Source organism: Halomonas sp. NCCP-2165, assembly GCF_023708045.1.
In the GTDB taxonomy this organism is placed as follows: Bacteria; Pseudomonadota; Gammaproteobacteria; order Pseudomonadales; family Halomonadaceae; genus Bisbaumannia; species Bisbaumannia pacifica.
Genome location: NZ_BRCY01000023.1, coordinates 26,235 through 50,911 on the forward strand (window position 1 = coordinate 26,235; position 24,677 = coordinate 50,911).

23 protein-coding genes are annotated in these 24,677 nt (G+C 66.7%); 10 read left to right on the plus strand and 13 right to left on the minus strand.

What is annotated here, in order from left to right:
- Nucleotides 1-66: 66 nt before the first annotated feature.
- The 6 genes from peaD to fadB form a co-directional block, all read right to left on the minus strand.
- Nucleotides 67-1,161 (minus strand): quinohemoprotein amine dehydrogenase subunit beta, encoded by a 1,095-nt coding sequence (gene peaD / locus NFU04_RS12290; RefSeq protein WP_251309723.1) that lies wholly within the window; start codon nt 1,159-1,161, stop codon nt 67-69.
- Nucleotides 1,162-1,175: 14 nt separating this feature from the next.
- A complete protein-coding gene (gene qhpC / locus NFU04_RS12295; RefSeq protein WP_251309725.1) occupies nt 1,176-1,538 on the minus strand; it encodes a quinohemoprotein amine dehydrogenase subunit gamma in 363 nt (120 codons plus the stop codon).
- Entirely contained in the window at nt 1,535-2,962 is a 1,428-nt protein-coding gene (peaB, locus tag NFU04_RS12300; protein WP_251309727.1) for a quinohemoprotein amine dehydrogenase maturation protein, read from the minus strand. Before peaB ends, qhpC begins: the two co-directional genes overlap by 4 nt.
- Before the next feature lie 21 nt (nt 2,963-2,983).
- Complete coding sequence (gene peaA, locus NFU04_RS12305) at nt 2,984-4,555, minus strand: quinohemoprotein amine dehydrogenase subunit alpha (RefSeq protein WP_251309730.1); 1,572 nt, start codon at nt 4,553-4,555, stop codon at nt 2,984-2,986.
- Between the two features lie 290 nt (nt 4,556-4,845).
- On the minus strand, nt 4,846-6,024 hold the full coding sequence (gene fadA, locus NFU04_RS12310; RefSeq protein WP_251309733.1) for an acetyl-CoA C-acyltransferase FadA: 1,179 nt from the start codon (nt 6,022-6,024) through the stop codon (nt 4,846-4,848).
- A 24-nt stretch (nt 6,025-6,048) separates the two neighbouring features.
- Entirely contained in the window at nt 6,049-8,220 is a 2,172-nt protein-coding gene (fadB, locus tag NFU04_RS12315; RefSeq protein WP_251309740.1) for a fatty acid oxidation complex subunit alpha FadB, read from the minus strand.
- A gap of 228 nt (nt 8,221-8,448) precedes the next feature.
- Here fadB and NFU04_RS12320 point away from each other — a divergent pair, with 228 nt between their 5' ends.
- A complete protein-coding gene (locus tag NFU04_RS12320) occupies nt 8,449-9,597 on the plus strand; it encodes a DUF5924 family protein (RefSeq protein ID WP_251309741.1) in 1,149 nt (382 codons plus the stop codon).
- Nucleotides 9,598-9,708: 111 nt separating this feature from the next.
- The gene (slyA, locus tag NFU04_RS12325; protein WP_251309747.1) at nt 9,709-10,152 is read left to right on the plus strand and encodes a transcriptional regulator SlyA; all 444 of its coding nucleotides are present in this window, start codon (nt 9,709-9,711) and stop codon (nt 10,150-10,152) included.
- A 70-nt stretch (nt 10,153-10,222) separates the two neighbouring features.
- Here the strand turns inward: slyA and NFU04_RS12330 are convergent, their stop codons facing one another.
- Entirely contained in the window at nt 10,223-10,738 is a 516-nt protein-coding gene (locus NFU04_RS12330; RefSeq protein WP_251309749.1) for a preprotein translocase subunit YajC, read from the minus strand.
- 109 nt (nt 10,739-10,847) lie between these two features.
- On the opposite strand from NFU04_RS12330, the gene NFU04_RS12335 reads away from it, so the two are divergent.
- Nucleotides 10,848-11,306, plus strand: coding sequence for a universal stress protein (locus tag NFU04_RS12335; protein ID WP_251309750.1), 459 nt, complete (start codon nt 10,848-10,850; stop codon nt 11,304-11,306).
- A gap of 78 nt (nt 11,307-11,384) precedes the next feature.
- Here NFU04_RS12335 and NFU04_RS12340 read toward each other — a convergent pair whose 3' ends face one another.
- On the minus strand, nt 11,385-13,304 hold the full coding sequence (locus NFU04_RS12340; protein ID WP_251309752.1) for an ATP-binding cassette domain-containing protein: 1,920 nt from the start codon (nt 13,302-13,304) through the stop codon (nt 11,385-11,387).
- A gap of 96 nt (nt 13,305-13,400) precedes the next feature.
- On the opposite strand from NFU04_RS12340, the gene NFU04_RS12345 reads away from it, so the two are divergent.
- The gene (locus tag NFU04_RS12345) at nt 13,401-14,261 is read left to right on the plus strand and encodes a TatD family hydrolase (RefSeq protein WP_251309765.1); all 861 of its coding nucleotides are present in this window, start codon (nt 13,401-13,403) and stop codon (nt 14,259-14,261) included.
- Between the two features lie 2 nt (nt 14,262-14,263).
- Entirely contained in the window at nt 14,264-14,743 is a 480-nt protein-coding gene (locus NFU04_RS12350; RefSeq protein ID WP_251309753.1) for a hypothetical protein, read from the plus strand.
- Between the two features lie 126 nt (nt 14,744-14,869).
- Here the strand turns inward: NFU04_RS12350 and NFU04_RS12355 are convergent, their stop codons facing one another.
- Nucleotides 14,870-15,430 (minus strand): elongation factor P hydroxylase, encoded by a 561-nt coding sequence (locus NFU04_RS12355; protein WP_251309754.1) that lies wholly within the window; start codon nt 15,428-15,430, stop codon nt 14,870-14,872.
- Nucleotides 15,431-15,568: 138 nt separating this feature from the next.
- Between NFU04_RS12355 and NFU04_RS12360 the strand changes: the two genes are divergently transcribed.
- The 3 genes from NFU04_RS12360 (at nt 15,569) to NFU04_RS12370 (ending at nt 18,833) form a co-directional block, all read left to right on the plus strand.
- On the plus strand, nt 15,569-17,020 hold the full coding sequence (locus tag NFU04_RS12360; protein ID WP_251309755.1) for an MATE family efflux transporter: 1,452 nt from the start codon (nt 15,569-15,571) through the stop codon (nt 17,018-17,020).
- Nucleotides 17,001-18,044, plus strand: coding sequence for a DUF3080 family protein (locus NFU04_RS12365; RefSeq protein ID WP_251309756.1), 1,044 nt, complete (start codon nt 17,001-17,003; stop codon nt 18,042-18,044). The genes NFU04_RS12360 and NFU04_RS12365 overlap by 20 nt, the downstream gene beginning before the upstream one ends.
- A gap of 99 nt (nt 18,045-18,143) precedes the next feature.
- Entirely contained in the window at nt 18,144-18,833 is a 690-nt protein-coding gene (locus tag NFU04_RS12370; RefSeq protein ID WP_251309757.1) for a hypothetical protein, read from the plus strand.
- A gap of 37 nt (nt 18,834-18,870) precedes the next feature.
- On the opposite strand, the gene tusA is transcribed toward NFU04_RS12370, so the two are convergent.
- Complete coding sequence (gene tusA, locus NFU04_RS12375; protein WP_146802836.1) at nt 18,871-19,122, minus strand: sulfurtransferase TusA; 252 nt, start codon at nt 19,120-19,122, stop codon at nt 18,871-18,873.
- Between the two features lie 53 nt (nt 19,123-19,175).
- Here tusA and NFU04_RS12380 point away from each other — a divergent pair, with 53 nt between their 5' ends.
- A complete protein-coding gene (locus tag NFU04_RS12380) occupies nt 19,176-19,460 on the plus strand; it encodes an antibiotic biosynthesis monooxygenase family protein (protein ID WP_251309758.1) in 285 nt (94 codons plus the stop codon).
- Between the two features lie 24 nt (nt 19,461-19,484).
- On the opposite strand, the gene rlmM is transcribed toward NFU04_RS12380, so the two are convergent.
- Nucleotides 19,485-20,558 carry a 23S rRNA (cytidine(2498)-2'-O)-methyltransferase RlmM gene (rlmM, locus tag NFU04_RS12385; protein ID WP_459382089.1) on the minus strand — a complete coding sequence of 358 codons (1,074 nt, stop codon included), beginning with the start codon at nt 20,556-20,558 and terminating at the stop codon, nt 19,485-19,487.
- A gap of 51 nt (nt 20,559-20,609) precedes the next feature.
- Entirely contained in the window at nt 20,610-21,020 is a 411-nt protein-coding gene (locus NFU04_RS12390) for a DUF2721 domain-containing protein (RefSeq protein ID WP_251309760.1), read from the minus strand.
- Between the two features lie 291 nt (nt 21,021-21,311).
- Here NFU04_RS12390 and gdhA point away from each other — a divergent pair, with 291 nt between their 5' ends.
- Nucleotides 21,312-22,664: an NADP-specific glutamate dehydrogenase gene (gene gdhA, locus NFU04_RS12395; protein ID WP_251309761.1), complete on the plus strand. Its 1,353-nt coding sequence runs from the start codon at nt 21,312-21,314 to the stop codon at nt 22,662-22,664.
- A 155-nt stretch (nt 22,665-22,819) separates the two neighbouring features.
- Here the strand turns inward: gdhA and NFU04_RS12400 are convergent, their stop codons facing one another.
- Nucleotides 22,820-24,388 carry a BCCT family transporter gene (locus tag NFU04_RS12400; protein ID WP_251309762.1) on the minus strand — a complete coding sequence of 523 codons (1,569 nt, stop codon included), beginning with the start codon at nt 24,386-24,388 and terminating at the stop codon, nt 22,820-22,822.
- Between the last annotated feature and the right edge of the window lie 289 nt (nt 24,389-24,677).

The window sequence follows — 24,677 nt, forward strand, 5'->3', positions numbered from 1 at the left end:
CGGACCACGCAATCGCGCAAGGTGCCATCTGAAACGTCAGCGAGCGCAGACAGTGTCAGGCAGTGCCTAGAAGCGGGCGACCTTTAGCGTCGCCGTGCTCATATCCCCGGGCAACTCGATGCGCCCCAGGTCATTGAAGTCGTCATCATAGATGGCGATATCGCTGGAGGCACCGCCCAGATAGATCCGCGAGCCGTCGTAGGAGGTATTGATCACGTAATAGGTGTGGTCAAGATCGATCACCTCGACGATCTCCCGGGTCTCGGCGTCCAGCTTGCTGAGCTGGGTATAGACGCCGTAGAAGGTATCGCGATCGCGGGGATCGGAGACCATCGAGAAGATGATGAACTCGAAGGGGGCGATCTCCTTGTTCTCGGTCTCGCCGCTGGCCAGGTCGACCCGGCTGATGCCCCAATGCCAGGCCTCGTTCGCCTCGCCAGGGTCCGCCGCCACCGTATAGGGACGCAGGAACTCGCCCGCCACCTCGCCGGTGGACCACATGGCCAGGGAATCCGGGGGGCTGAAGCCCGGGCGCTCCCAGTGTCGGTTGGCGATGGCGACCTCGGTGTCGCCGGTCTCGGGGTCGACCCGGTAGATATCCGCCCCGGCGAGATACAGGGTGCCGTCCTCGGCGGCGGCCATGGTGGTCACCTGGCGCGGCGCCGGGAAGGTGGCGATGGGCTCGGCATCGAGTCCCGCCGCGGTGTCATAGACCGCCAGTTGCGGTTCCAGCACCTCGTAGCGATCGCGGTGCAGGCGCACTCGATCCTGCACGGTATAGAGGCGGCTGCCGTCGGGGCTGACCGCCAGCGACGCGAGTGCCTTGGCGCGCACGCCCCCCGTGGACTGGCGAGCGCGGAACACCTCCTCGCAGTTGGTCAGGTCGACGCCCACCAGGTCTTCCCAGCGGTTATGCAGCACATAGGCGATACGCTCGTCCGGGGAGAGCTGCAGGGTCCCGGAGCCGAAGTCGCCCTCCACGTCGCAGCTGCGCACGATCTCCCGGGCCTCGGGATCGATCACATGCAGCTGGTTGGGGCGGGCCATGGTCACCAGGTACTCGCGCACCTCGTCGGCGCCGGCCGCCTCGGCACTATCGACCAGCAGGGGCTGGGCGGCGAGGGCCAGCAGGCCCGCCAGGGTCAGGTTGAGTCGCTTCATCACAGGGCTCTCCATCACTGCTCGCCTCCCGGATAGACGCTGTCGAGCTTGCGCCAGTCGTCCTCGGCGCGGTCGGCCCCCTGCCCCCAGTCGGGGTAGGTGTTCATGGTGTCCGGCACCTGGGCCGGCCACCAGCAGGGGTCGGCACAGCCGTAGAGGTCCGCCTCCATGGGCTGGCACAGGGACGCCACGCCGCCGAAGGGGTCCACCTCCCAGCCCGGATCGAAGCTGGAGGTACAGCCGGCGATGGTCTGCATGGCCTGGACCTCCTCCAGGGCCTCCGGGGTCGCCGCCCGCTCCATCTCGCGGGCCTTGCGGTTGAGGGGCGCCAGCCCCAGCTGGGTCAGGCTCTTGTTGTTATCGCTGTGATGGCTCATGCGTTCTGCCTCCCGGCCAGGGGACCGTCGAGAAACTCGGGGTTATGACGCAGGATGCGCGCGTAGGCCTGGATGCCGAAATCGACCCAGTCGCGCATCAGGTCGCAGTAGTGGTAGGTGGGGGTCATGGGGTCGCCGTAGCGGGCATAGCTCTCGTGATAGCAACCTCCGGAGCAGAGGTTGCGGATCCGGCAGTCGCTGCAGCCGCGCTCGGAGCGGTCGCTCCTGGCCTCGATAAACTGCTTGAGGCCGGCGTGATCGAGTCCCGCCTCGACGTTGCCGAAGGTGGGCATCTCCGAGCCGGTGAAGCGGTGGCAGAGATGCACGTCGCCTTCGTGATCCACCGACACCAGGCCCAGGCCGGCGCCGCAGGGTACCGCTTTGCTGCGCCCTTCCCAGAGGTCGGTGAGCAGCTGGTTGAAGTTGCCGAAGCCGATATCGCGCCCCTCGATGGCGGCGGCCACGGCGCGCTCGCCGAGCTCGACCATGCCGTCGAAGACCGTCTTGAGCTCCTCGCTCGTCAGGTTGTAGGCGGCCATGTCGCCGGAGGTGACCGGGGCAAAGCCCGCCTCGGCGAAGCCCAGCTCGTTGACCAGGTGATCGTGGATGCCGATCACGTCGGTGATGCCCCGGGTCAGGGTGACCCGGGCCCCCACCGGCCGCGAGCGATAACCGGCCAGCAGCGGCTTGATGCGCTTGGCCACCAGGTCGTAGGTGCCCTGGCCGTTGACGGCGATGCGGTTCTTGTCATGGATCGCCTTGGGCCCGTCCATGCTCACCGTCAGGCCGAAGCGGTGAGCATCGAAGAAGGCGATCTTCTCCTCGTTGAGCAGGGTGGCGTTGGTGGTCAGGGTAAAGTCCACCGCCTTGCCGAGGCCGTGGATGCGTTGCTCGGCCCAGGCCACCACCTCGCGGATCAGCGGCATATTGCTGAGCGGCTCGCCGCCGAAGAAGACGATATTGTAGCGGTCGCGTTGTGGCGCCTCGCGCAGCATCATCTCGATGGAGGCCTGGGCGGTTGCCAGGTCCATCTTCTTGCCGTCCCTGGGGTTGTCCAGGTCTTCCTTGTAGCAGTAGCTGCAGCTCAGGTTGCAGCCGGTATTGACGTTGAGCACCACGGTGGAGAGCGGGAACTGCTCCACCTCGACGCTGGGGTTGTAGGCCTGCACCGCGCCGTCGGTGATCAGCTTCAGCGCCTTGAGCTGGTCCAGGCGGGCCTGGAGTTCGTCGCCGTCGGCGCGCCGGGTCAGCCGTGCCGGCAGGGCCCGGCTATCGAGCCCCTCCCCGCGCCCGGCCAGTGCCAGCAGCTCCTCGCTCAGGGCGTCCGGGGCGAACAGGCTGGTGGTGGGGATATGGAACCACAGCGGCTGGCCTTCCACCTCCACCCGATGCAGGTTCTGGGGTATCGCTTGCAAGATTCCCATGATGATCTCCTGGTCCTGGTGTTAGCGCAGCGGCGGGTTGTTCCAGCGTTGCACGGTGACGATCAATTGCGCCTCGTCCTGGACGGCTTCCTGCCCCTCGACGCTGGCGGTGACCCGCAGGTTGCCCACGCTGTTGGCATTGAAGCGACGCATGGGATTGGGGCCGGCGCCGGCGGGGGTGAAGATACCGGTGGCGGCGTCCATCACCCCGGCGTACTTGACGTCCTCGTCGTGCTCGGCGATCTCGTCCCAGGGGGCGACGCTCCAGCGCACCGGTACCCGACCCAGGGGAATGGCGTCCTCGCCCTCGCCCTCGCCCAGGTAGCCCAGGGCGCTAAACACGCCGCTGACCGGCGGGGTGGCCTGGTTGCCGACCCGCGCCACGCCGAGCGCCGGGCTGACCTCGAGACGCTCCACGGCCTGATAGCCGGCCAGCAGGGTATCGGCGCCGACGTCACCCACGGCCAGCGGCAGCCAGCCAGGCGTCAGGTCGGCGGCCGCCTCCACGTCGAGCACCAGGCGGTGGTCGCCGCGCTCGACCACCTCGCGCACGCTGATGCCCTCGCCCAGGTCGATCTCGCCGTCGGCGAGGCCGTGGCCGAGCAGCACCAGGCGGCTTCGCGTGCCGGCCTTGAGGGATGCCGGCAGGCTGGCCGTCAGGCCAGGCGTGGCGGTCTCACGGGGCGCCATCTCGACCCGCATGCCGAAGGCGTCGTCGTGATCGTCGAAGATGCGCCCGGCGGGGCGCTCGTCGGAGAGGTCCAGCACCTGCCTGAAGTCGCGGCCATTGAGGCTCAGGTTGGCGCGCCATTCGTAGCCGGTATAGACGATGGCCTGGCCCTCGCCGTCGAGCTCCCGACCATCGATAAAGGCGCCGTCCAGGCTCAGGGCATAGGCGTCCTCGCCCTCGGCGGCGGTGATGGTGACATCGGCATAGAAGTCGCCCTCGCCGGGCCAGTGGCCCCAGAGCTGCCAGTCCCCCGCCGGTTCCACGGCGTCCTGCGCCTGCCAGGCATCCCAGGCCGCGCTCTCCAGGCCCTGGGTCTCGGCCAGCCAGGGGGCGATCTCGTCCAGGGCGATCTCGAACCAGTCGCGGTCCCGGGCCATGGCCTGGTACTCGATGGTCTGGAACTGGCCCACATGAAAGTGCACCAGGCGTTCCCACTCTTCCAGGGGGCGCTGCTGCAGCTGGGCGCGGCCACCGGTATGGCAGCGGGCGCACATCTCCTGGTAGCTGGGGTGGTCGAAGGACTCGATGCGGTTGAGGCGGCGTTCGATCAGCGCACGCTGGGGGGCGCTCTCCTCGGGGGCCAGGCCTCGGGTATCGGCGAGGAACTTGACGATATCGCGGCGCGCCTCCAGGGGCAGCTCCAGGCCGTGCATGGTCTGCATGCGTGCGACGGTCATGTCCCAGCCTTCCGGGGTCTTGCGCTGGGCACTGATGCGGCTCCAGCCGTTGTCATCGCCACCCGCCTGGTGGCAACCGGAGCAGTAGCGATCGATGGCCTGTTCGCCGGGGTCGGCGCCGGCCATCAGCGGGGTCGAGGCGATGGCCACCAGACAGAGGCCTCGCAGGGGGGACAGCGTTCTCAAGGCAATCTCTCCTCGTTGTTATTGTCAGGCACTGGGGGCCAGGGCCCGCCATATCAGCAGCCATGGAAGTTCCGGGCCATTGCCGATTTTTTATTGTTATATCAAGAAAATAAGTTCTTTCTCAGGGAGGCAGTCATGGGCCACCTCCGGCCCCGGTGTCGCAGCCTGGGACAGTCTGGGCGTGCCGACTTGCGACGCCGGGGGGCGAGCCACCTAGTAACGCACAACGCCGCCCCCGTGGCGACACGGGGGCGGCGTTGCGGCACCAGGATTCGCTGGCGGGGTGAGGCTTACTTCAGGCGTTCGAACACCGTGGCCACGCCCTGGCCCATGCCGATGCACATGGTGGCCAGGCCCAGGGTGGTGTCCTGCTGCTGCATCACATTGAGCAGGGTGGTGCAGATGCGGGTGCCGGAGCAGCCCAGGGGGTGGCCGAGGGCGATGGCGCCGCCGTTGAGGTTGACCTTGTCGTCCATGGCGTCGCGCAGGCCCAGGTCCTTGAGTACCGGCAGGCCCTGGGCGGCGAAGGCCTCGTTGAGCTCCACGGTCTGGATATCGTCGATGGTCAGGCCGGCGGCCTTGAGGGCCCGCTTGGAGGCGGGCACCGGGCCATAGCCCATGATGGAAGCATCGCAACCGGCCACGCCGGTGGAGAGCACCCGGGCGATGGGTTCCAGGCCCAGGGCCTGGGCGCGCTCGTAGCTCATCACCGCCATGCCGGAGGCGCCCACGGAAAGCGCAGAGGAGGTGCCAGCGGTGACGGTGCCGCCACGCGGGTCGAAGACCGGCTTGAGGGCGGCCATCTTCTCCAGGCTGGCATCGGCACGGATCACCTCGTCGCGCTCGACCAGGATCTTGAAGCCCCGCTCGTCGTGACCCTCGACGCCGATGATCTCGTTGTCGAAGCGGCCCGCCTCGGCGGCGGCCTGGGCGCGCTGGTGGGAGCGCACGCCGAAGGCGTCCTGCTCCTCGCGGCCGATGCCGTGCATCTTGCCCAGCAGCTCGGCGGTCAGACCCATCATCATGGCGGCCTTGGCGGCGTGCTTGCTGACCGCCGGGTTGACGTCGACGCCATGCATCATGGAGACGTGCTCCATATGCTCGACGCCGCCCACCAGGTAGACGTCGCCCATGCCGGCGCGGATATTGGCGGCGGCGATATGCAGGGCGCTCATCGAGGAGCCGCACAGGCGGTTGACGGTCTGCCCCGGCACGCTGCGCGGGATGCCGGTCAGGATGGCGGCGTTGCGGGCGATGTTGTAGCCCTGCTCCAGGGTCTGGTTGACGCAGCCCCAGATGACGTCGTCGATCTCGGCGGGATCGAGGCCCGGGGAACGCGTCAGCAGCGCCTCCATCACGGCGGCGGAGAGGTTCTCGGCGCGCACGTGGCGGAAGGCGCCGTTCTTGGCCTTGGCCATGGCGGTACGCACGCCATCCACCACCACGACATCTCTCGGATTCAAGCTCATCTTCATTCTCCTTCAGGCGGTGGATCAGGCGTAGAAACGGCTGCCGTCGGCGGCCATCCGCCGCAGGGTCTCGGTGGGGGCGTAGAGGGGCCCCAGCTCCTCGGCCAGGCGTTCGGCCTGGGCCACGAACTCGGCCACGCCCAGGGCGTCGATGTAGCGTAGGGCGCCGCCGCGGAACGGCGGGAAGCCGATGCCGTAGATCAACGCCATATCGGCTTCGGCGGCGCTACCGACGATGCCGTCCTCCAGGCAGCGCACCGTCTCCAGGCACAGCGGCACCATCATGCGGGCGATGATCTCCTCGTCGGAGAGCTCGCGTTGCTCCTTGGCCACTTCCTTGACCAGGGCGATGGCGGCTTCGTCCACCACCTTCTTCGGCTTGCCCTTCTTGTCTTCCTCGTAGGCGTAGAAGCCCTTGGCGTTCTTCTGACCCAGGCGGTCATTCTCGAACATCAACTGGATGGCGCTCTGGCTCTCCCCCTTAGCGCCACCGCCCAGGCTACCCATGCGCTCCGGGAAGCCCTCGGCCATCACCTCGCCGGCGTGCACGGCGGTGTCCATGCCCACCACGTCGAGCAGGTAGGCGGGACCCATGGGCCAGCCGAACTTCTCCATCAGCTTGTCGACGCGCTGGAAGTCGGCGCCCTGCTTCATCAGCAGGCTGAAGCCACCGAAATAGGGGAAGAGCACCCGGTTGACCAAAAAGCCCGGGCAGTCGTTGACCACGATGGGGGTCTTGCCCATGGCCCGGGCATAGGCCACGGTGGCGGCCACGGCGGCGTCCGAGGTCTTCGCGCCGCGGATCACCTCGACCAGGGGCATGCGGTGCACCGGGTTGAAGAAGTGCATGCCGCAGAAGTTTTCGGGGCGCTTGAGGTTCGCCGCCAGGCGGTCGATGGAGATGGTCGAGGTGTTGGAGGTGAGAATGGCCGCCTCGTCCACCTGGTCCTCCAGCTCGGTGAGCACCGCCTCCTTGACCTTGGGGTTCTCGACCACCGCCTCGACCACCAGGTCGACGTGACCGAAGTCACCGTAGGAGAGGGTCGGACGAATATGGCTGAGCTTCTCGGCCATCTGCTCGGTGGTCAGCTTGCCGCGTTCCGCCTGCTTGGCAAACAGCTTGCGGGCCTCCTTGAGGCCCAGCTCCAGCGCCTCCTCCTTGATGTCCTTCATCAGGATGGGGGTGCCCTTGGAGGCGCTCTGGTAGGCGATGCCGCCGCCCATGATGCCGGCGCCCAGCACCGCGGCCTGACGGATCGGCGCGACCTGCTTCGCGTACTTGCCGGCCTTCTTCTTGACCAGCTGGTCGTTGAGGAAGAGCCCCACCAGGTTGAAGCAGACGTCGGTCTTGGCCAGCTTGGCGAAGGCCTTGGCCTCGATGGCCTGGGCCCGCTCCCGGGACTCCCCGGCGCCCTTCTGGATCACCTTGATCGACTCCACCGGCGCCGGGTAGTGGGGCCCGGCCTTGCCGGCCACATAGCCCTTGGCGGTCTCGAAGGCCATCATCTGCTCGATGGGCCCGAGCTTGAGCGGCGAGGTCTTCTCGGCGCGGCGGGCCCGGTAGTCGAGCTCACCGCGGGCGGCACGGGCCAGCAGGTCCAGGGCCGCGGCGTCGAGCGCCTCGCCCGGCACCACCACGTCCACGGCGCCCATCTTCAGGGCCGCCTCGGCCTTGTTCTCGGTGCCACCGGCGATCCACTCGATGGCATTGTCGGCGCCGATCAGCCGCGGCAGGCGCACGCAGCCACCCCAGCCCGGCAGGATGCCCAGCTTGGTCTCGGGCAGACCCAGCCTGGCGGAGTCGGCCATCACCCGGTAGTCGGTGGTCAGCGCCACTTCGCAGCCGCCGCCCAGGGCGATGCCGTTGATGGCGGTGACGGTGGGAAAGGGAAGATCCTCGATGGCATTGAAGATGGCGTGAACCCGCTGGTTCATCTCCACCAGGAAGGCCTCGTCCTTCTCGAAGACGCCGTGGAACTCGGTGATATCGGCGCCGACGATAAACACCTCCTTGGCGCTGTCGATCACCAGCCCCCGGAGGTCGCTCTCGCCCTGCAGGGCCTTGACGGCCTCGCCCAGCTCCTCGATCACGGCAGCGGAGAGCTTATTGACGGACTCGTCCTTGAGGTCGAAGGTGAGTCGGGCGATCCCCTCGCCGTTCTTCGCCAGCGTGATGGCATTGCCTTGATAAATCATCCACGTATCTCCACACAGGGTTGGATGCCGGAAGACAGTATGCATTCATACGGCCGTTTGATTTGGCATTAGCTTGGGTCAGCTCGGGCGTCACGTCAAGCCCCCCTCTCTCGGCGGATGGTCGATACTGACTACGCCATCCTTGCACCGCCTGTCGCCCGGCGGCGACTCCCTAACCCCGGCCGACCCTGCTAGCCTGCGCCGAGCGTTATTGCCACGAGGCCCGTGATGCCCGAACTCCCCGTCTCCCCAGCCCTCGACACGCATCCACGCCTGCGGCGGCTGCAGGCCGATATCGAGGCCCTGCTGACCCGGCTGCGGCCCTACCTCTGGGTCTGGCCGCCCATCGCCTTCGGCGCCGGGGTGCTGAGTTTCTTCCTGGTGGATCGCCAGCAGTGGCTGGGCGGGGTGTTGGCCCTGGGCATGCTACTGGCCTGGGGGCTGCTGCTCGGCGAGGGACTGATCGGCCGCTGGCTGGCTCGCCGCGGCTACCCGACCCTGCCCAGAGGCGTCACCGCCTTTATCGCCCAGCTGATCCATCAGGAGACGCTATTCTTCTGCCTCCCCTTCCTGCTGGTGACTACCGTCTGGACCAGCGGCCAGGCGCTGTTCACCCTGCTGCTGATCGGCCTGGGGCTACTGTCGATCATCGACCCCCTCTATTATCGGCTAGCCGGGCGCCTGCGCTGGCTCTATTTCGCCTTCCACGCCCAATGCGTCTTCGTGGTGGTGTTGGTGACCCTGCCGCTGCTGCTCTCCCTGACCACCGCCGAGAGCCTGGGCTATGCCCTGCTGGCCATGGTGGTCTTCGCCCTGCCGAGCCTCACCCATCTGCTGCAACCCAAGGGCTGGCGCAGTTGGCTGGCCCTGCTGGGGGTGGCGCTGGTGCTGGCCGGCGTTGCCTGGTCGGGGCGTGCCTGGGTCCCCACCGCCCACCTCTGGTTGACCGACAGCGCCCTGGCCCCGGCGCTGGATCGCGACAGCCGTACCCCGGTGGGCGAGGTCGACCTGACCCCCGACGCCCTGGCCCGCACCGGCCTCTACGCCTATACGGCGATTCGCGCGCCCCGCGGCCTGGAGGAGACCATCTACCACGAATGGCGCCATCGGGGCGAACTGCTCGACCGCATCCCCCTGAGGGTGCGCGGCGGTCGTGAGGCGGGTTACCGGGCCTGGAGCCACAAGCTCAATTTTCCCGAGTCCTCCGGCGGCGACTGGCGTATCGATATCGTCACCGGCTCCGGTCAGCGCCTGGGCAGCCTGCGCTTCAGGGTGGACGAGACGGGAGGCGAGCGAGCCGATGACGGGATCCGGCTGACCACGGACATTCCCGGACTGGAATGGCGGCGCATGCTGCCGGGCAGGGCCCGCGACTAGCCCCGACAACGCACTTTCCACGCTGGGTGGCGCCGATAGCGGCGGCCCAGGCTTGCAAAGGGCTCGATGCCTCCGGACAATGTAACTATTAGCCTGCAAACACGACGTCCCATGCACCAGAATATCGGTTTCCGACTCTCTCGCCTGCCGCGCCTGTGGCGGGCCATCCTCGACCAGCGCCTGGCGCCCCTGGGCCTGACCCAGACCCGCTGGGTCACCCTCTATCATCTGTGGCGCCTCGGTGATGGCCAGCCCCAGTGCGACCTGGCCCGGGCCATCGGCGTGGAGGCTCCTTCCCTGGTGCGCACCCTGGATCAACTCGCCGAGCAGGGCCTGGTGGAGCGTTGCCCCTGCGATCAGGATCGCCGCACCAAGCGCATCTACCTCACCGAGGCGGCCACCCCCCTGCTGCGGCAGATCGATGCGGTGGTGGCCGAGGCACGCCAGGAGATGCTGGCGGGCCTCAGCGACGACGAGGTCTATCAGCTCGATGGCCTGCTGGCACGCATCGAGGAGAATGGCCTGCGGTTGCAGGGACGCGACGGCGAGGCCTGACCCGGCCGATGGGTCCCAGACACGAAGGCGGCACCCTGAGGGTGCCGCCTTCGTCGTTGATGGCCAAGCATCACGCCCGAGGCGCGGGCCGAGGCCGATCCGGGCGTCCCGCCAGCTGGTCGCGCAGGAAGAGGAAATCCTCCCGGTAGCTCAGGAAGCGTTCGGCGGTCTGGGACTCGTACCACCAGAGGGTCAGGGTGTGTTCGTTGGACTCCAGCACCAGGGCATCCTGGGGCAGCCGCTCCAGCAGGGCGAAGAGGCGCGCCCTAGCCGCCTCCGGCAGGGGCCGCAACGGCTCGGTGCGCCAGCGCCAGCCGGCATGACAGGGCTTTAGCGACTCCCCCGACTCGCTGTCGCGCACCAGCACGAAGGTCGGGCCGGGACGCTCCTGGGGGTAGCGCCAGCGATAGGCGGGCATCGCCTTGTCGGTATCATGCAGGGGCGGCACCTCCAGCTTCACCTCCACCCCCGCCTTGATCACGGCATTGCGCAGGCCGGCCACCCGCTTCTGGCGGGGGCTGGGCTTGAGCCACATCACCGGCGATACCACCAGCGCCAGTGCCAAGAGAATGATTAGCCAGGTCATCGGCTGCCTCACTGAATGTCACAAAACGTTGATATAAGTCGTTGTTCCGGGCCCACTAGAGCGCCTAGAGTAAGGGGTATCAGCCCGCTGTCGCCATGCGAGGAGTCCCATGAGCAACGAATATCGCCATATCCTGGTCGCCGTCGATCTGACCAAGGATTCCCATAAGGTCCTAGAACGCGCCCTGCCCATCGCCGAGCGCAACCAGGCCAAGCTCTCCATCATGCACACCCTGGAGCCGCTGGGCTTCGCCTATGGCGGCGATATCCCCATGGATCTCACCAGCATCCAGGATCAGCTCGACGAGCATGCCAAGCAGCGCCTGGCGGAGATCGCCGATCCCCACCAGGTGCCCAAGGAGAACCAGCACGTGGTGGTGGGTATGCCCGACACCGAGATCCACCGCTTCGCCGAGGAGCATGACGTGGATCTGATCGTGGTGGGCTCCCATGGACGCCACGGCTTCGCCCTGCTGCTGGGCTCCACCTCCACCGGGGTGCTGCACGGCGCCCAGTGCGATGTGCTGGCGGTGCGGGTCGGTAAGAAGGGCGAAGAGAGCGACGAATAACGCAAGCACTGATTGACTGCTGCGCTCGATATCCTGGCCGCCGGCGGTCACAGTATCGAGCGCAGTAGCGAATTTCGCTTACTCCCCGGCGGCGAGCGCCTCCAGCTCCATCCACCGCTCCATGGCCTCGTCCAGCTCCGCCTGCTTGGCGCCCATCGCCTCCAGGGTCGCGGTGACCCGGGTGGCCTCCTGCTGGTAGAAGTCGGGATCGCCCACCTTGGCCTCGAACTCGGCCACCTCCGCTTCCAATTGCTCGATACGCGCCGGCAGGCCGTCGAGTTCCCGCTGCAGCTTGTAGGAGAGCTTGGCGGGCTTCTTGGCGGCGGGCTTGGCCGTTTTCTGGGGCGCCGCCTCGACGCTCTCGGCCACCGGCTCGGCCCGCTGGCGCGCCGCCCCCTCCCAGGGCGCCGGCGGCAGCTTGCCGCCCTGGCGCACCCAGTCGCTGTAGCCGCCCACGTACTCGCGTACCCGGCCGTCGCCTTCGAAGGCCAGCACCCCAGTCACCACGTTGTCCATAAAGGTCCGGTCGTGGGAGACCAGCAGCAGGGTGCCGTCGAAGTCGAGCAGCAGCTCCTCGAGCAGTTCCAGGGTCTCCACGTCCAGGTCGTTGGTAGGCTCGTCCAGCACCAGCACATTGGCCGGCTGGGTAAACAGCTTGGCCAGCAGCAGGCGATTGGACTCGCCGCCGGAGAGCACCTTGACCGGCTGGCGGGCCCGATCCGGGGTGAACAGGAAGTCCTGGAGGTAACTGATCACATGGCGGTCCTTGCCGCCCACGGTGACCCGGTCGCTGCCCTGGGCCACGTTGTCGTAAACGCTCTTGTCCATCTCCAGGCCGGCGCGCAACTGATCGAAGTAGGCCACCTTGAGGTTGGTGCCCAGGCGCACCTGGCCCTCGCTGGGCTCCAGCTCGCCGAGCAGGATCTTCAGCAGGGTGGTCTTGCCGGCGCCGTTGCGACCGATAAAGCCGATGCGATCGCCACGCTGGATCTCCAGGCTGAGATCGCGGATCACCGTCTCGTCGCCGAAGCGCTGGGTGACATTGATCAGCTCCACCACCCGCTTGCCGGTACGCTCGCCGCTGTCCACCGAGAGGTTGGCGGTGCCCTGGCGCTCGCGACGCTGACCGCGCTCGCGACGCATCTGCTCCAGCGCCCTTACCCGCCCCTCGTTACGGGTCCGCCGGGCCTTGATGCCCTGACGAATCCACGCCTCTTCCTGGGCCAGCTTCTTGTCGAACTCGGCGTTCTCCTTGGCCTCCACCTCCAGCTCATGGGCCTTCTGGGCCTGATACTTGGCGTAGTCCCCGGGATAGCGGCCGAGGCGCCCGCGGTCGAGCTCCAGGATGCCGGTAGCCAGCCGCGACAGGAAGGCACGGTCGTGGGTGATAAAGAGCACGGCGCCATTGAAGGCCAGCAGCTGCTCCTCCAGCCAGGCGATGGTGTCCAGGTCCAGGTGGTTAGTGGGCTCGTCGAGCAGCAGCAGGTCGGGGTCGGCCACCAGGGCCCGGGCCAGGGCCACGCGGCGCCGCCAGCCCCCGGAGAGGGAGGTCATCGGGTCGTCCGCCGGCAGCCCCAGGCGGGTGAGGATCACATCGATACGCTGGCTGAAGGACCAGCCGTCGATGGCCTCCAGTTGGGTCTGCAGGGTCGCCATGCGCTTCATGTCCGGGTCGTCCTGCTGCACCAGGTGGTGATACTCGGCGAGCAGGCTACCGGCCTCGGGCAGGCCCTGGGCCACCACGTCGAAGATGGTCTCCCCGGAGGCCACCGGCAGGTCCTGGGCCAGCACCCCCACCTTGAGGCCCGGCGCCCGCCAGAGGGTGCCGCCGTCGGGCAGGATCTCCCCGGAGACCAGCCTAAGCAGGGTCGACTTACCGGTGCCGTTGCGGCCCACCAGGGCCAGGCGCTCGCCCTTCTCCAGCACCAGCTCGGCGCCGTCGAGCAGCACCTGGGGGCCATAGGCGAGCTGCAGCTGTTCCAGACGTAACAGGGTCACACGCAATCCTCATCGAATCGGCAAAGGCGCTAGTGTAACGCATGGCCGAGGTCGGGTGGGCTTGGTTACACTAGGCGCCCGCTCAGCAAGGAGATCCTGGCCTTGGCCGACTTCGATGACGTTCTACCCGAGGCGCTGCGCCGGCGCGCGCCGGCGCCGCTGGTGGACATTGGCGCCAACCTGACCCATGAGAGCTTCACCCGGGACCGGGAGGCGGTGATCGCGCGAGCCCGGGCGGCCAATGTCACCACCCTGATCCTCACCGGCACCGACCGGGAGCATGCCGAGCAGGCGGTGGCCCTGGCTCGCGAGATCCCCGGCTGCTATGCCACCGCCGGGGTCCACCCTCACGATGCCAGTCGCTGGAATGGCGAGCTGGCCGCCGCCATGGCGGCACTCCATGCTCAGCCCGAGGTGGTGGCGGTGGGCGAGTGCGGCCTCGACTTCAACCGCAACTTCTCCACCCCCGCCGAACAGGAGCGCGCCTTCGAGGCACAGCTACAGCAGGCCGCCGAGGGCCGCCTGCCGCTGTTTATCCATGAGCGGGACGCCGGGCGGCGCATGACCGAGATGCTGACCCACTGGCGGGACGATATTCCCCAGGCGGTGGTGCACTGCTTTACCGGCGAGCGGGCTACCCTGCACGGCTACCTGGACCTCGACCTGCATATCGGCCTGACCGGCTGGATCTGCGACGAGCGGCGCGGCCACCACCTGCGCGAGCTGGTAAGGGACATCCCCGCCAGCCGCCTGATGCTGGAGACCGACTGCCCCTACCTGCTGCCGCGCAACCTACCCGCCAAGCTCAAGGGCCGGCGCCATGAACCGGCGCTGCTACCCTTTATCCTGGACGAGATCGCCCACTGGCGCGGCGAGACGCCGACGGCCCTGGCCGAGGCCACCAGCGCCACGGCGCGTGCCTTCTTTGCCCTGCCCCAGCCCGAAGAGGAATCCTGAAGATGGCCGATTTTCCTGGCTTTATCGCCGTCGAGACCGGAGAAGAAGGCGGCCTGCCCCTGGCCATCGCCTGGAGCCTGCCCGATGGGCAGGTCAAGCACACCCTGATCCAGCCCGACGACAGCTGGCTGCATGACGAACTCGTCGCCCTGGGAGACTACAGCCTGGAGGAGCTCGAGGGGCTCGGCGTCAGCCCCCTGGACGTGATCCGCGAGCTGGAGAATGACCACTTCAACGAGACCCTGCTGACCGCCGGGATCAGCGACGACGAATCGGCCCTGGCGCGGCTCTTCGATGCCTTCGGCCTCGACCCCTTCGTGGAGCTGGCCCCGGCGGAGTCGCTCTACCCCGACCTGCCCAGCGGCGAGTGGTTTCGCCTGCGCAATGAGTTGTTCGGCGAGTTGGGCCTGGAGCCGCTGCGCGCCGACCAGGAGGTGCAGGTGATGCTGGCCCTGCATCAGCGCCTGCGCGAGGAGGACTGAGGGGCCGACAAGGCGGTGGCGTTGCAAAACCGCGGCTCCCCGGCGATGTTAGGCGGGTAGCGCCGTGGGGGCCAGCATCGCTCGCCCACGGGCGATCGCCGCCCCGAGTGACTGGCCCCGGCGATGCTAGGCGGGTAGCGCCGTGGGGGCCAGCATCGCTCGCCCACGGGCAATCGCCGCCCCGAGTGACTGCCCCTGGCGATAGTAGGCCGTCAGGGCCTTCCGGAAGGCCGCGGCACGCCGCGGCAGCCCCTCCTCGAGATAGCGCTCGGCCCTCGCCGTCACCCGCGCCTGGAAGGCGTGGCGATCCACCTCGACCTCCCCCAGGTTGTCGACGCTGACATGGAAGTCGCGGTCGGCCGCCGCGGCGAACAGCGACTCCAGGGCCTGGGGCGCCACCTCCACCGCCTCGAAGGCGTGCTGCTGTTCGGCATCGCGGCCATCGGGCAGATACCAGTAACCGTAATCCTCCTGCTGGCGCCGCCTGGCCCCGGCGATGCACCAGTGGCTGATCTCGTGCAGGGCGCTGGCGTAGAAGCCCCGGGCGAAGATCACCCGATGGTAAGGGCAGTCCGCATCCGCGGGGCGATAGAGGGGCTCGTCGCCGCCACGCACCAATCGGGTCGCATAGGTGTCGGCGAAGAGCCCATCGAACAGGGCGATCACGTCGTCGAGGCGGTGCTCCACGGTCTCTCCTCGGCTGGCAAATGGGCCCCATTATAGGGAGCGAGGGCGGCGACGAATATCCTCGGCTATTGCTAGACTAGGGGCCTTGCCCGAATGGACAGGCATCCCAGTAGATGCCCCGCTGAAAGGAGTACGCCCTTGGCAGCTCATGCCTCACCCCTGCTGGCTACCAGCCGGCGGGAGACCTCGCTATTGATTCGTCTCGCCCTGCCGATCTGTGGCGCCCAACTGGCCCAGGCCGGCATGGGGGTCACCGACGTGATGATGACCGGACGCCAGAGCGCCACCGACCTGGCCGCGGTATCGGTGGGGTCGAGCCTGTGGATGCCGTTGATGTTGTTCATGACCGGCACCCTGATGGGACTCACCCCCATCGTCGCCCAGTTGCTGGGAGGCGGGCGCCAGGCGAGAATTCGTCCCAATGTGCACCAGGCCCTGTGGGTGGCGCTCGCCCTGGGACTGATCGCCGCGCTGTTACTGTGGTTCACGGTGATGCCGATCTTCCGCCTGATGGGGGTCCCCGAGGAGGTAGCGGAACTGTCGACGAGCTACCTCTCGGCGGTGGCCTTCGGCATGCCGGGAGTGGCGCTCTTCCAGGCCCTGCGTGCCTTCTCCGACGGCATGAACCATACCCGCCCCTCCCTGACCATCAGCCTGGTGGGCCTGGGGGTCAATATCCCCAGCAACTTCGTGCTGATCTACGGCGGAGCCGGCCTCACCGGACTCTTCGGCGACTGGCTGCCGGCACCGATCCAGCAGCTACCGGCACTCGGTGCCTGGGGCTGCGGCATCGCCACGGCGCTCTCCATGTGGACCATGGGGCTGGCCATGTGCCGCTATACCCGGCGCAGCCGGACCCTCGGCACGGTCGAGCTCTGGCGCGCCCCCACCCCACCGAGCTGGCACCTGATTCGCCAGCTGCTGGTGGTGGGACTGCCCATCGGCGTGGCGATCTTCGTCGAGGTGACCCTCTTTACCCTGATCGCCCTCTTCGTGGCCAGCTTCGGCGAGGTCACGGTGGCGGCTCACCAGGTGGCCCTCAACTTCACCTCGATACTCTTTATGCTGCCCCTGTCGCTGGGCATGGCGCTGACGGTGCGGGTCGGCAATACCCTGGGGGGCGGCGGAGTGCGCTCGGCACGCTTCGTGGCCTGGAACGGCATCGCCGTGTGCCTGGGGATCGCGCTGTTCAACAACCTGATCATCTGGCTCGGCGCGGAACCGGTGATCGCCCTTTACACTCACAATGTCGAGGTGCAGCGCCTGGCCCTCACGCTGGTGGTACTGGCCATGCTCTATCAGGTCTCGGACTCGCTGCAGGTGACCATGGCCGGTGCCCTGCGCGGCTACAAGGACACCCGTATCATCATGGTGATCACCCTGATCTCCTATTGGCTGGTGGGGCTGGCCGGCGGTCACTGGCTGGGCACCCGGGGCCTCGGCCCATGGATCGCACCGCTGGGGGTGCACGGCTACTGGATCGGCCTGGTGGCCGGCCTGAGCGTGGCGGCCCTGCTGCTGGGCTGGCGTCTTCAGGCGATCAGCCGGGCCGTCAGCGAAGGACGACGCCATGTGGCACAAAGCGACTAGACTCGTCACCCTGCTGGCCGGCCTGCTGCTGGTCGGCTGTGACCAGCAGGGCGCCAGCGACGCCCTGCTGGTGGACTACCAGCGCCGGCTGGCCGAGGCGCTGACCACGACGCCCCCGTCGCCGGCCTCTCCGGACAATATTCCGGCCTTCCCCGCCCCGGATGAGCGCCTCTTCGAGATCCCCGAGACACGCGAAGGCCTCCTCGCCGTGCATGCCTTGCGGCGCTGCCATATCACCACCCTGGTGGCGCAGCGCAACAGCGCCCTGGGCCGTGTCGCCCCGCCCAGCCAGCGCTGGCACTATGAACTGGAACTATGGCGCCGACTGGCCGCCTGCCGGGATAGCGAGGTGGCCGAGGCCCTCGACGCGTCCGACCGGGCGCGTCTCGAGCGCCTCGCCGCCATCAAGGGCGAACAACTGGCCCGGGTCAGCTGGAATGCCCTGCTCGGCTCCAGCGAATGGGTGGGCAGCTTCTCCCGTGCCAGCCGCCCCCTGACGCCGGGGGGCGTCGATGACCTGGCCCCCTACCTGGCCGCCCTCGACTACCTGGAGACCGCGACCCGCAACCAGTTCAACCCCGATTGGCGGCTCGACACCGCCACCCTGGAGGGCCATCTCCAGACGCTGCAGGAGAGCCCGCTCAGTGCGCGGCTGCTGCGCACCCTGATGCTCGCTAACCAACGCCTGACCGAAACCAATGCCCTGCTCGCCACCCGGTTGCGCCAGGGCGCCGCCTGCGAACGCCGCGACGCCTTGCGGCGGGTCAATGAGGAGCAGCTCGCCGCCCGGGTTAGGCCCTTTCTCGACACCCTGGCGACCCAGGCCGAGACCTGGTTTGGCGCCCTGGCGCGACTCTATGACGCCCATGAGGTGGCCCGCGCCCCGATCCGCGACTATCACCGACGCTGGTTCTCCCTGGAAGCGCCCGCCACCCCCTGGGCCGAGTTCCAGGCGGCCCAGGCCAGCCACCGGGCGCTCTGGGCACGGCTCCGCGAGGCCTGTGGACTGAACCAAGGGGCTTAACTTTCCACTGGCGACTGTGCTAATAGTGAACCGAGGCGCTTCGCGGGCGACCCGCTAGTCGACCCGATGCCGTGACCACGCCGTGCAAGGAGGGTAATCATGGGTATCCCACTGTCCCCCCGCTCCGCCCAGGTCATCGACCTGGAGACCATGCGACAACGGCAACTGGCCAAGCGCCGATTGCTGCGCCTTTGTCCCGAGCTCGACGGCCTGGAGATGCTCTATCGCCTGGCCTCAGACCCCGACACCCTCTACGGCATGCCCTTGCTGGCCTGGGGCCTGCGCGAGGATGGCGACATCGTGGGCCTGGTGCCCTGGATGGAGGCCCTGACGCCCTGCCATGCCCTCGACGATCCCGAGCATGGCCACTTCGTCGGCTATCGGGACCCGGAGACCGAGGAGATCTTCCACAGCCCCCCGGAACACAAGGTCTTCGAGCTCGAGCATGCCGCCGCCTATTTCGACTATGAAGAAACCGGCGAGACCACCCTGATCCAGCAGCTCCCCGACAACCAGGGCACCCACGCCCTGTGCATGGATGACGACGACACCCCCTGGCAGCTCAAGCAGGTGTTCGGCTGGCGGCTCTACAGCAACGGCGAGGTGGAGGCCCTACTGGTGGACGAGAACCGCGTCACCGCCACCCCGGTACTGATGGGCGACGACTGCCTCTATCCGGGACATAGCCGCCACCGGGTGGTCTATTTCTTCCAGCGGGTGATCGCCAATCGCATCAAGGAGGAGGATCCGGCGACCCTCGAGGCCCTGGCATTGATGGTGGCCAAGTAACCGTGAGGCGGCGTTTACGCCGCCCCATGGCGCCGCCTTAGCCCAAGCGGATAAGATAAGTGTAGGTATCGTCCTGCTCGGACTGGTGGATCAATTCGTGGCCCAGGAAGCTACAGAACTTGGGGATATCCCGAGTGGTGGCGGGGTCGGTGGCGGTCACCGCCAGTACCTCCCCGGGTTGCATGTCGCGAACCCGATTGTGCATCAACATGATCGGCTCGGGGCAGTAGAGCCCGCTGGTGTCCAGATGCGCATCCGCCTTGGGCAGGTCGTTGGCAGTATCGGCCATGAGTATCCTCGAACGTCGTCGCCGGCTCGGCCAGCCGGCTAGGGAGCAGTCACATGATCAAGATCATCATCGAGCGCCGGATCATGCCGGGGCTCGAAGAAGAATACGATGCCGCGGCCAGGGAAGCCATGCGCGCCGTCATCAATGCCCGCGGCTTTATCGCCGGGGAGAGCCTACGCGAACGCCGCCACCCGGAGCATCGCCTGCTGATCACCCAGTGGCGCGACCTGAGCGCCTGGCGCGACTGGCAGAACAGCACCGAACGTGAACGCGTGATGCAGCATATCCTGCCGCTGCTCACCGAAGACGAGCATATTCGCGTCTACGAGCATTACTGAAGCCGGCTCTCCGCGGCCACGACCTCAGTCCAGCAACCGGACATGTACCGTCACCTCTTCCCGATCATGGTAGAGGTGACGACACCGCAGCTCGGCCCTTACCCCGGCCTCGCCGAGACTCGCCTCGAGATGTGCCAGGCAGCGCGCCACCTCCTGCCAGCGCCGCTTCATCGGCAGCTTGAGATTGAACACCGCCTCGCGACACCAGCGCCGCACCAGCCAACGCTCGATCATCGCCATGACCCGGGCCGGCTTGTCGACGATATCGCAGACCAGCCAGTCCAGCCGTCCCGGTGGCTCCCAGACGAAACCGTCCTCACGCAGGTGCTCCACCTGGCCGCTGGCCATCAATGCCTTGTCCATGGGGCCGTTATCGATGGCATAGACATGCATGCCGCGGGCCACCAGTTGATAGGTCCAGCCGCCGGGGGCGGCACCCAGATCCGCCGCCTGCATGCCCTCATGGAGCCGCGCCGGCCACGCGTCCCGGGGCACGAAACAGTGCCAGGCCTCTTCCAGCTTGAGGGTCGAGCGACTCGGTGCCGCCTTGGGGAAACGCAACCGCACGATGCCGCCGGGGTGCTCGCTGCGATTGCCGGGAAAGCTGATTCCCAGTTGCACCGCATCCCCCGCCGTCCACAACAAGTGCAGGCGCCGCCCGCCGGCCTTGCGCCGCAAGGCGCCGCGCTTTTTGAGCAGCGACGTCAGGGGACGATCCAGCGCCTTGCTAAGCCCCACCAGGGCCTTGCCATCGTTGGTATCCGGTGTCTCGTGCCAGATCGACTCGAAGCTCCAGCCACTGGCCTGGACCTGCTCGAGGATCGGCGATAGACGATCCTCCCGCGAGAGCCCCACCAAAGGCGGCAACGCCACCAGGGACTGGCGGGCGAAGACCAGATGGGCCAGGGGCAGGTCACGATGCAACCCATTGACCGGCGCCTCGCCGGCAACGCGAAAATCGACCACGCCACCATTGGCAACGAAGGCGGCATCACCGCCCCACCCCAGGGCGGCGGCCTTGTCACTAACCTCGGCGGCCAGATCATGCTCGAAACCGGGACGACACAAGAGCAGCAGGTGCTGGGGAATCACGTTGATCTCCTGTTTTGGGGCCGCCAAGTCTAAGCGCCCACCGCCACCGCGTCGAGATCATTCCCGCGGGGCGCGGGACTGCTTGAGCGCTTCGATATCCTGCAGCTGCACGTTCAGGGCATTGGTCGAGATGGTGACCTCCCACAGGGAGTAGATCAGCGAGACCGACAGGCTCAGCAAGCTGATGCCGAACAGCACCATGCCGAGCATCTCCAGGGAGAGAAAGAGCGCGAACATCGACAGGGTGCAGAGCAGAAAGCTCAGCACCCCGGCCAGTTGCATGCGCTTGGTGAGGCTGATGCGCTGACGCAGCATCAGAATCTGACGCGCCGCCACCTCATGGTGCTGGTCTCGCTCCTCGTCGGCCAACTTGCGGATCAGCTGCGCCAGGGTCAGGAAGCGATTGGTATAGGCGAGCAGCAGCAGCGAAATGGCCGGAAACAACAGGGCCGGGGTAGTCAGGGTCACGGGGGTCTCCAACGCCGACGAGTGGCGACCATAGTCTATCAAACATGATTCACTCGAGGCTCTTCGTTAAATAAACGTCTATGAATTATCCTTAATGCCCCACATGAGTGCAGAAAAGCTCGCCAATTTGAAGTGATTTTGCCTCATATTCACGACCTTTTTCCGTATAACCCATGCAGTTGCTGCATAAGGGTGCATTGCATTATATTGGTGCGCCATGTGGAAGGATTTTTCATAACGATAGCGGCCCCATGCGGTCGCACTTTTTAGCGCCATCGACAGGACACCCCCATGCCCTATGTACACGACACCCTGGAGCGCCTGAAGCGCACCAGCCCCGCCCAGACCGAGTTCTACCAGGCCGCCGAGGAGGTTCTCGACAGCCTGCGCCCCCTGCTCGACCAGGTCCCCCACTACCATGATCACAGCATCATCGAGCGCATCGTCGAGCCCGAGCGCCAGATCATGTTCCGGGTCTGCTGGCAGGACGACAGCGGCAAGGTGCGCGTGAACAAGGGCTATCGCATCCAGTTCAACTCCGCCCTGGGGCCTTACAAGGGCGGCCTGCGCTTCCACCCCAGCGTCAACGCCGGCATCATCAAGTTCCTGGGCTTCGAGCAGATCTTCAAGAATGCCCTGACCGGCCTGCCCATCGGCGGCGGCAAGGGCGGATCGGACTTCGATCCCAAGGGCAAGTCCGACGCCGAGATCATGCGCTTCTGCCAGGCCTTCATGACCGAACTGCATCGCCATATCGGCCCGACCACCGACGTGCCCGCCGGGGACATCGGCGTCGGCGGTCGCGAGATCGGCTACCTGTTCGGCCAGTACAAGCGCCTGACCGGCCGCTATGAGGGCGTACTGACCGGCAAGGGCCTCGACTGGGGCGGCTCCCTGGGACGCAAGGAAGCCACCGGCTACGGCGCGGTCTACTTCGCCCAGAACATGCTAGCGGCCCGCGGCGACACCCTGAACGGCAAGACCTGCCTGGTGTCGGGCGCCGGCAACGTGGCCATCTACACCATCGAGAAGCTCTATCAACTGGGCGCCCTGCCGGTGACCTGCTCCGACTCTCAGGGCAGCCTCCATGATCCCGCCGGCATCAAGCTCGAGACCCTCAAGCTGCTCAAGGAGGTCAAGCGCACCTCCCTGCGCGAGTACGTCGAGCATCACCCGGATGCCACCTATATCGATGCCCGCGACTACCCATCCGACGGTCACGCGGTATGGCGCATTCCGGGCGAGATCGCCTTCCCCTCGGCCACCCAGAATGAGGTGACCGAAGCGGATGCCGAGGCGATGCTGGCCAATGGCGTTCGCGCCATCAGCGAAGGCTCCAACATGGCCTCCACCGCCGGCGCCGTGGATCGCTTCCTCGACGCCCGCATCGACTACGGCCCCGGCAAGGCCGCCAATGCCGGCGGCGTGGCCACCAGCCAGCTGGAGATGGCCCAGAACAGCAGCATGCAGCAGTGGAGCCTCGAGAAGGTGGACGAGAAGCTGCAGTCCATCATGGCGGACATCTATCAGCGTTGCGCCGACACCGCCAAGGAGTTCGGCCAGCCCCATAACCTGGTGTTGGGGGCAAATATTGCGGGGTTCCGCAAGGTCGCCGACGCCATGATCGACCAGGGTGTGGGCTAACCCTTACCCCGTGCTGGGCGCCCTATTGAGCTGCACCGGTTTCCGCACGGTCGCCGACGCCAGGATCGACCAGGGCGTGGGCTGACCAAAACGCTCCTCCCAACGCAACACGCCCGGCCAATGGCCGGGCGTGTTGCGTTGCCTATTCGCTCGCTTTAATCGCGCAGGATGCCCTGCTCACGAGCCATGGCCAGGGCCGCCTGGGGCCCGGTCCAGAGTGACGGCAGCAGCACCAGGGAGACCGGAATGGCGGTGATCACGATAAACTGCTGCAGGGCACCGATCTGGCCGGCCCCCATGTAGAGCAGGATCGCCGCCATCAGCGCCATGGCGATGCCCCAGAAGGCGCGCACCAGCGGACTCGGCGCATCATGGCCGGTGGCTACGACCGAGATCGAATAGCTCATGGAATCACCGGTGGTGGCCACGAAGATGGAGGTCAGCAGCAGGATCGCCAGGGCCATCCCGGTGCCCCCGGGCAAGGCCTGGGCCACGGTCAGGGTCGCCACATCGAACTGGAAGTTATTCAAGGCCTCGGTGAGATCGATGGCGCCACTCAGTTGATAGTGAATGCCCGAGCCCCCCAGCAAGGTGAACCAGACGGTGGTGGCGATAGGGGCCAACACCGCCACGGCCAGGATCATCTGGCGAATGGTGCGCCCCCGGGAGATACGCGCCACGAAGATCGCCATCAGCGGCCCGTAGCCGATAAACCAGGCGAAGAAAAACACCGTCCACCACTGCATCCACCAAGCCGGCGCCGTCTCCGCGGTCATGGTGGCCATGGTGAAGAAGGAGGTGACATAGGCCCCCAGGCTCTGGGTATAGGCATTGATCAGGAACAGCGTCGGCCCGAACAGGAAGATCACCAGGGCAATCGCCAGGGCCAGGAGGACATTGAAGCGGCTCAATAGCTGAATCCCACGCTGAATGCCACTCATCGCCGACGCCACATAGATACTGGCCAGCACGGCGAGGATAAGCAACTGGGTGCCATACCCCTGGGAGACCCCCACCAGCTCATGCAAGCCGAAACTGACTTGCGTTGCCAGGAAGCCGATCGGCCCCACGGTCCCCGCCACCACGGCGATCACGCAGCAGGCATCCACCACCCCGCCCAGGGGGCCACGCATCAGGCGCTCGCCGAGGACGGGTACCAGCAGGGTGCGCGGCTGCAGCGGAAGCCCGCGAACATAGTGAGCATGGGCCAGTACCACCGCGGTCAAGGATCCCAGCACCGCCCAGGCCAGGAAGCCCCAGTGCATAAAGGATTGTGCCAGGGCACCACTTACCGCTTCGGCGCTGCCCGCTTCGCTGTCGAAGGCCGGTGGCGTGACCACGAAGTGATAGACGGGCTCACCGGCAGCGAAGAATACCCCTCCCCCGGCCAGCAGGGTACACATGATGATCGAGAGCCACTTGAAGGTACTCATCTCCGGAGTGTCGAGATTTCCCACCCGGGCACGGGCCGCCGGCGAGAGTGCTACTCCGATCGCCACGAAGAAGGTCGCCAGCAGCAGAAGTTGGAAATAGGAGCCCAGCACCCTCGCCGTCCAGGCGAAGCCAGATGAGATAGCACCGGCCACTCCCTCGATATCGTAGAGGGAAGCACCGACGAAGAGCACAATAAAGCCAATACTCAGGCCGAGTACCAGGGGATCTCCGAGGGACGGGCGACTACCGCTCTCCGCGGAAGAGGAAGTTTCGATTTTTGAACGGGACATGCCGTCGGTTTTCTCCATCAGGTTGGGAAGCCATAAAAAAACCCAGCCTCGTTAGAGCTGGGTTGCTTTCGATAAAACGTGTCGATACGGGATCGGGCCGACTTGGACAGCAGGAGTTTCTGAAGAGGTGCCTGACGATAATCGCGCCGGGCTCCGGGACTCTAACGGGAGGCCCCTAAACGACGAAACCCCAGCCAACGGCTGGGGTTTCTGAAGAAGTGCCTGACGATGACCTACTCTCGCATGGGGAGACCCCACACTACCATCGGCGCTGAGCGGTTTCACTGCT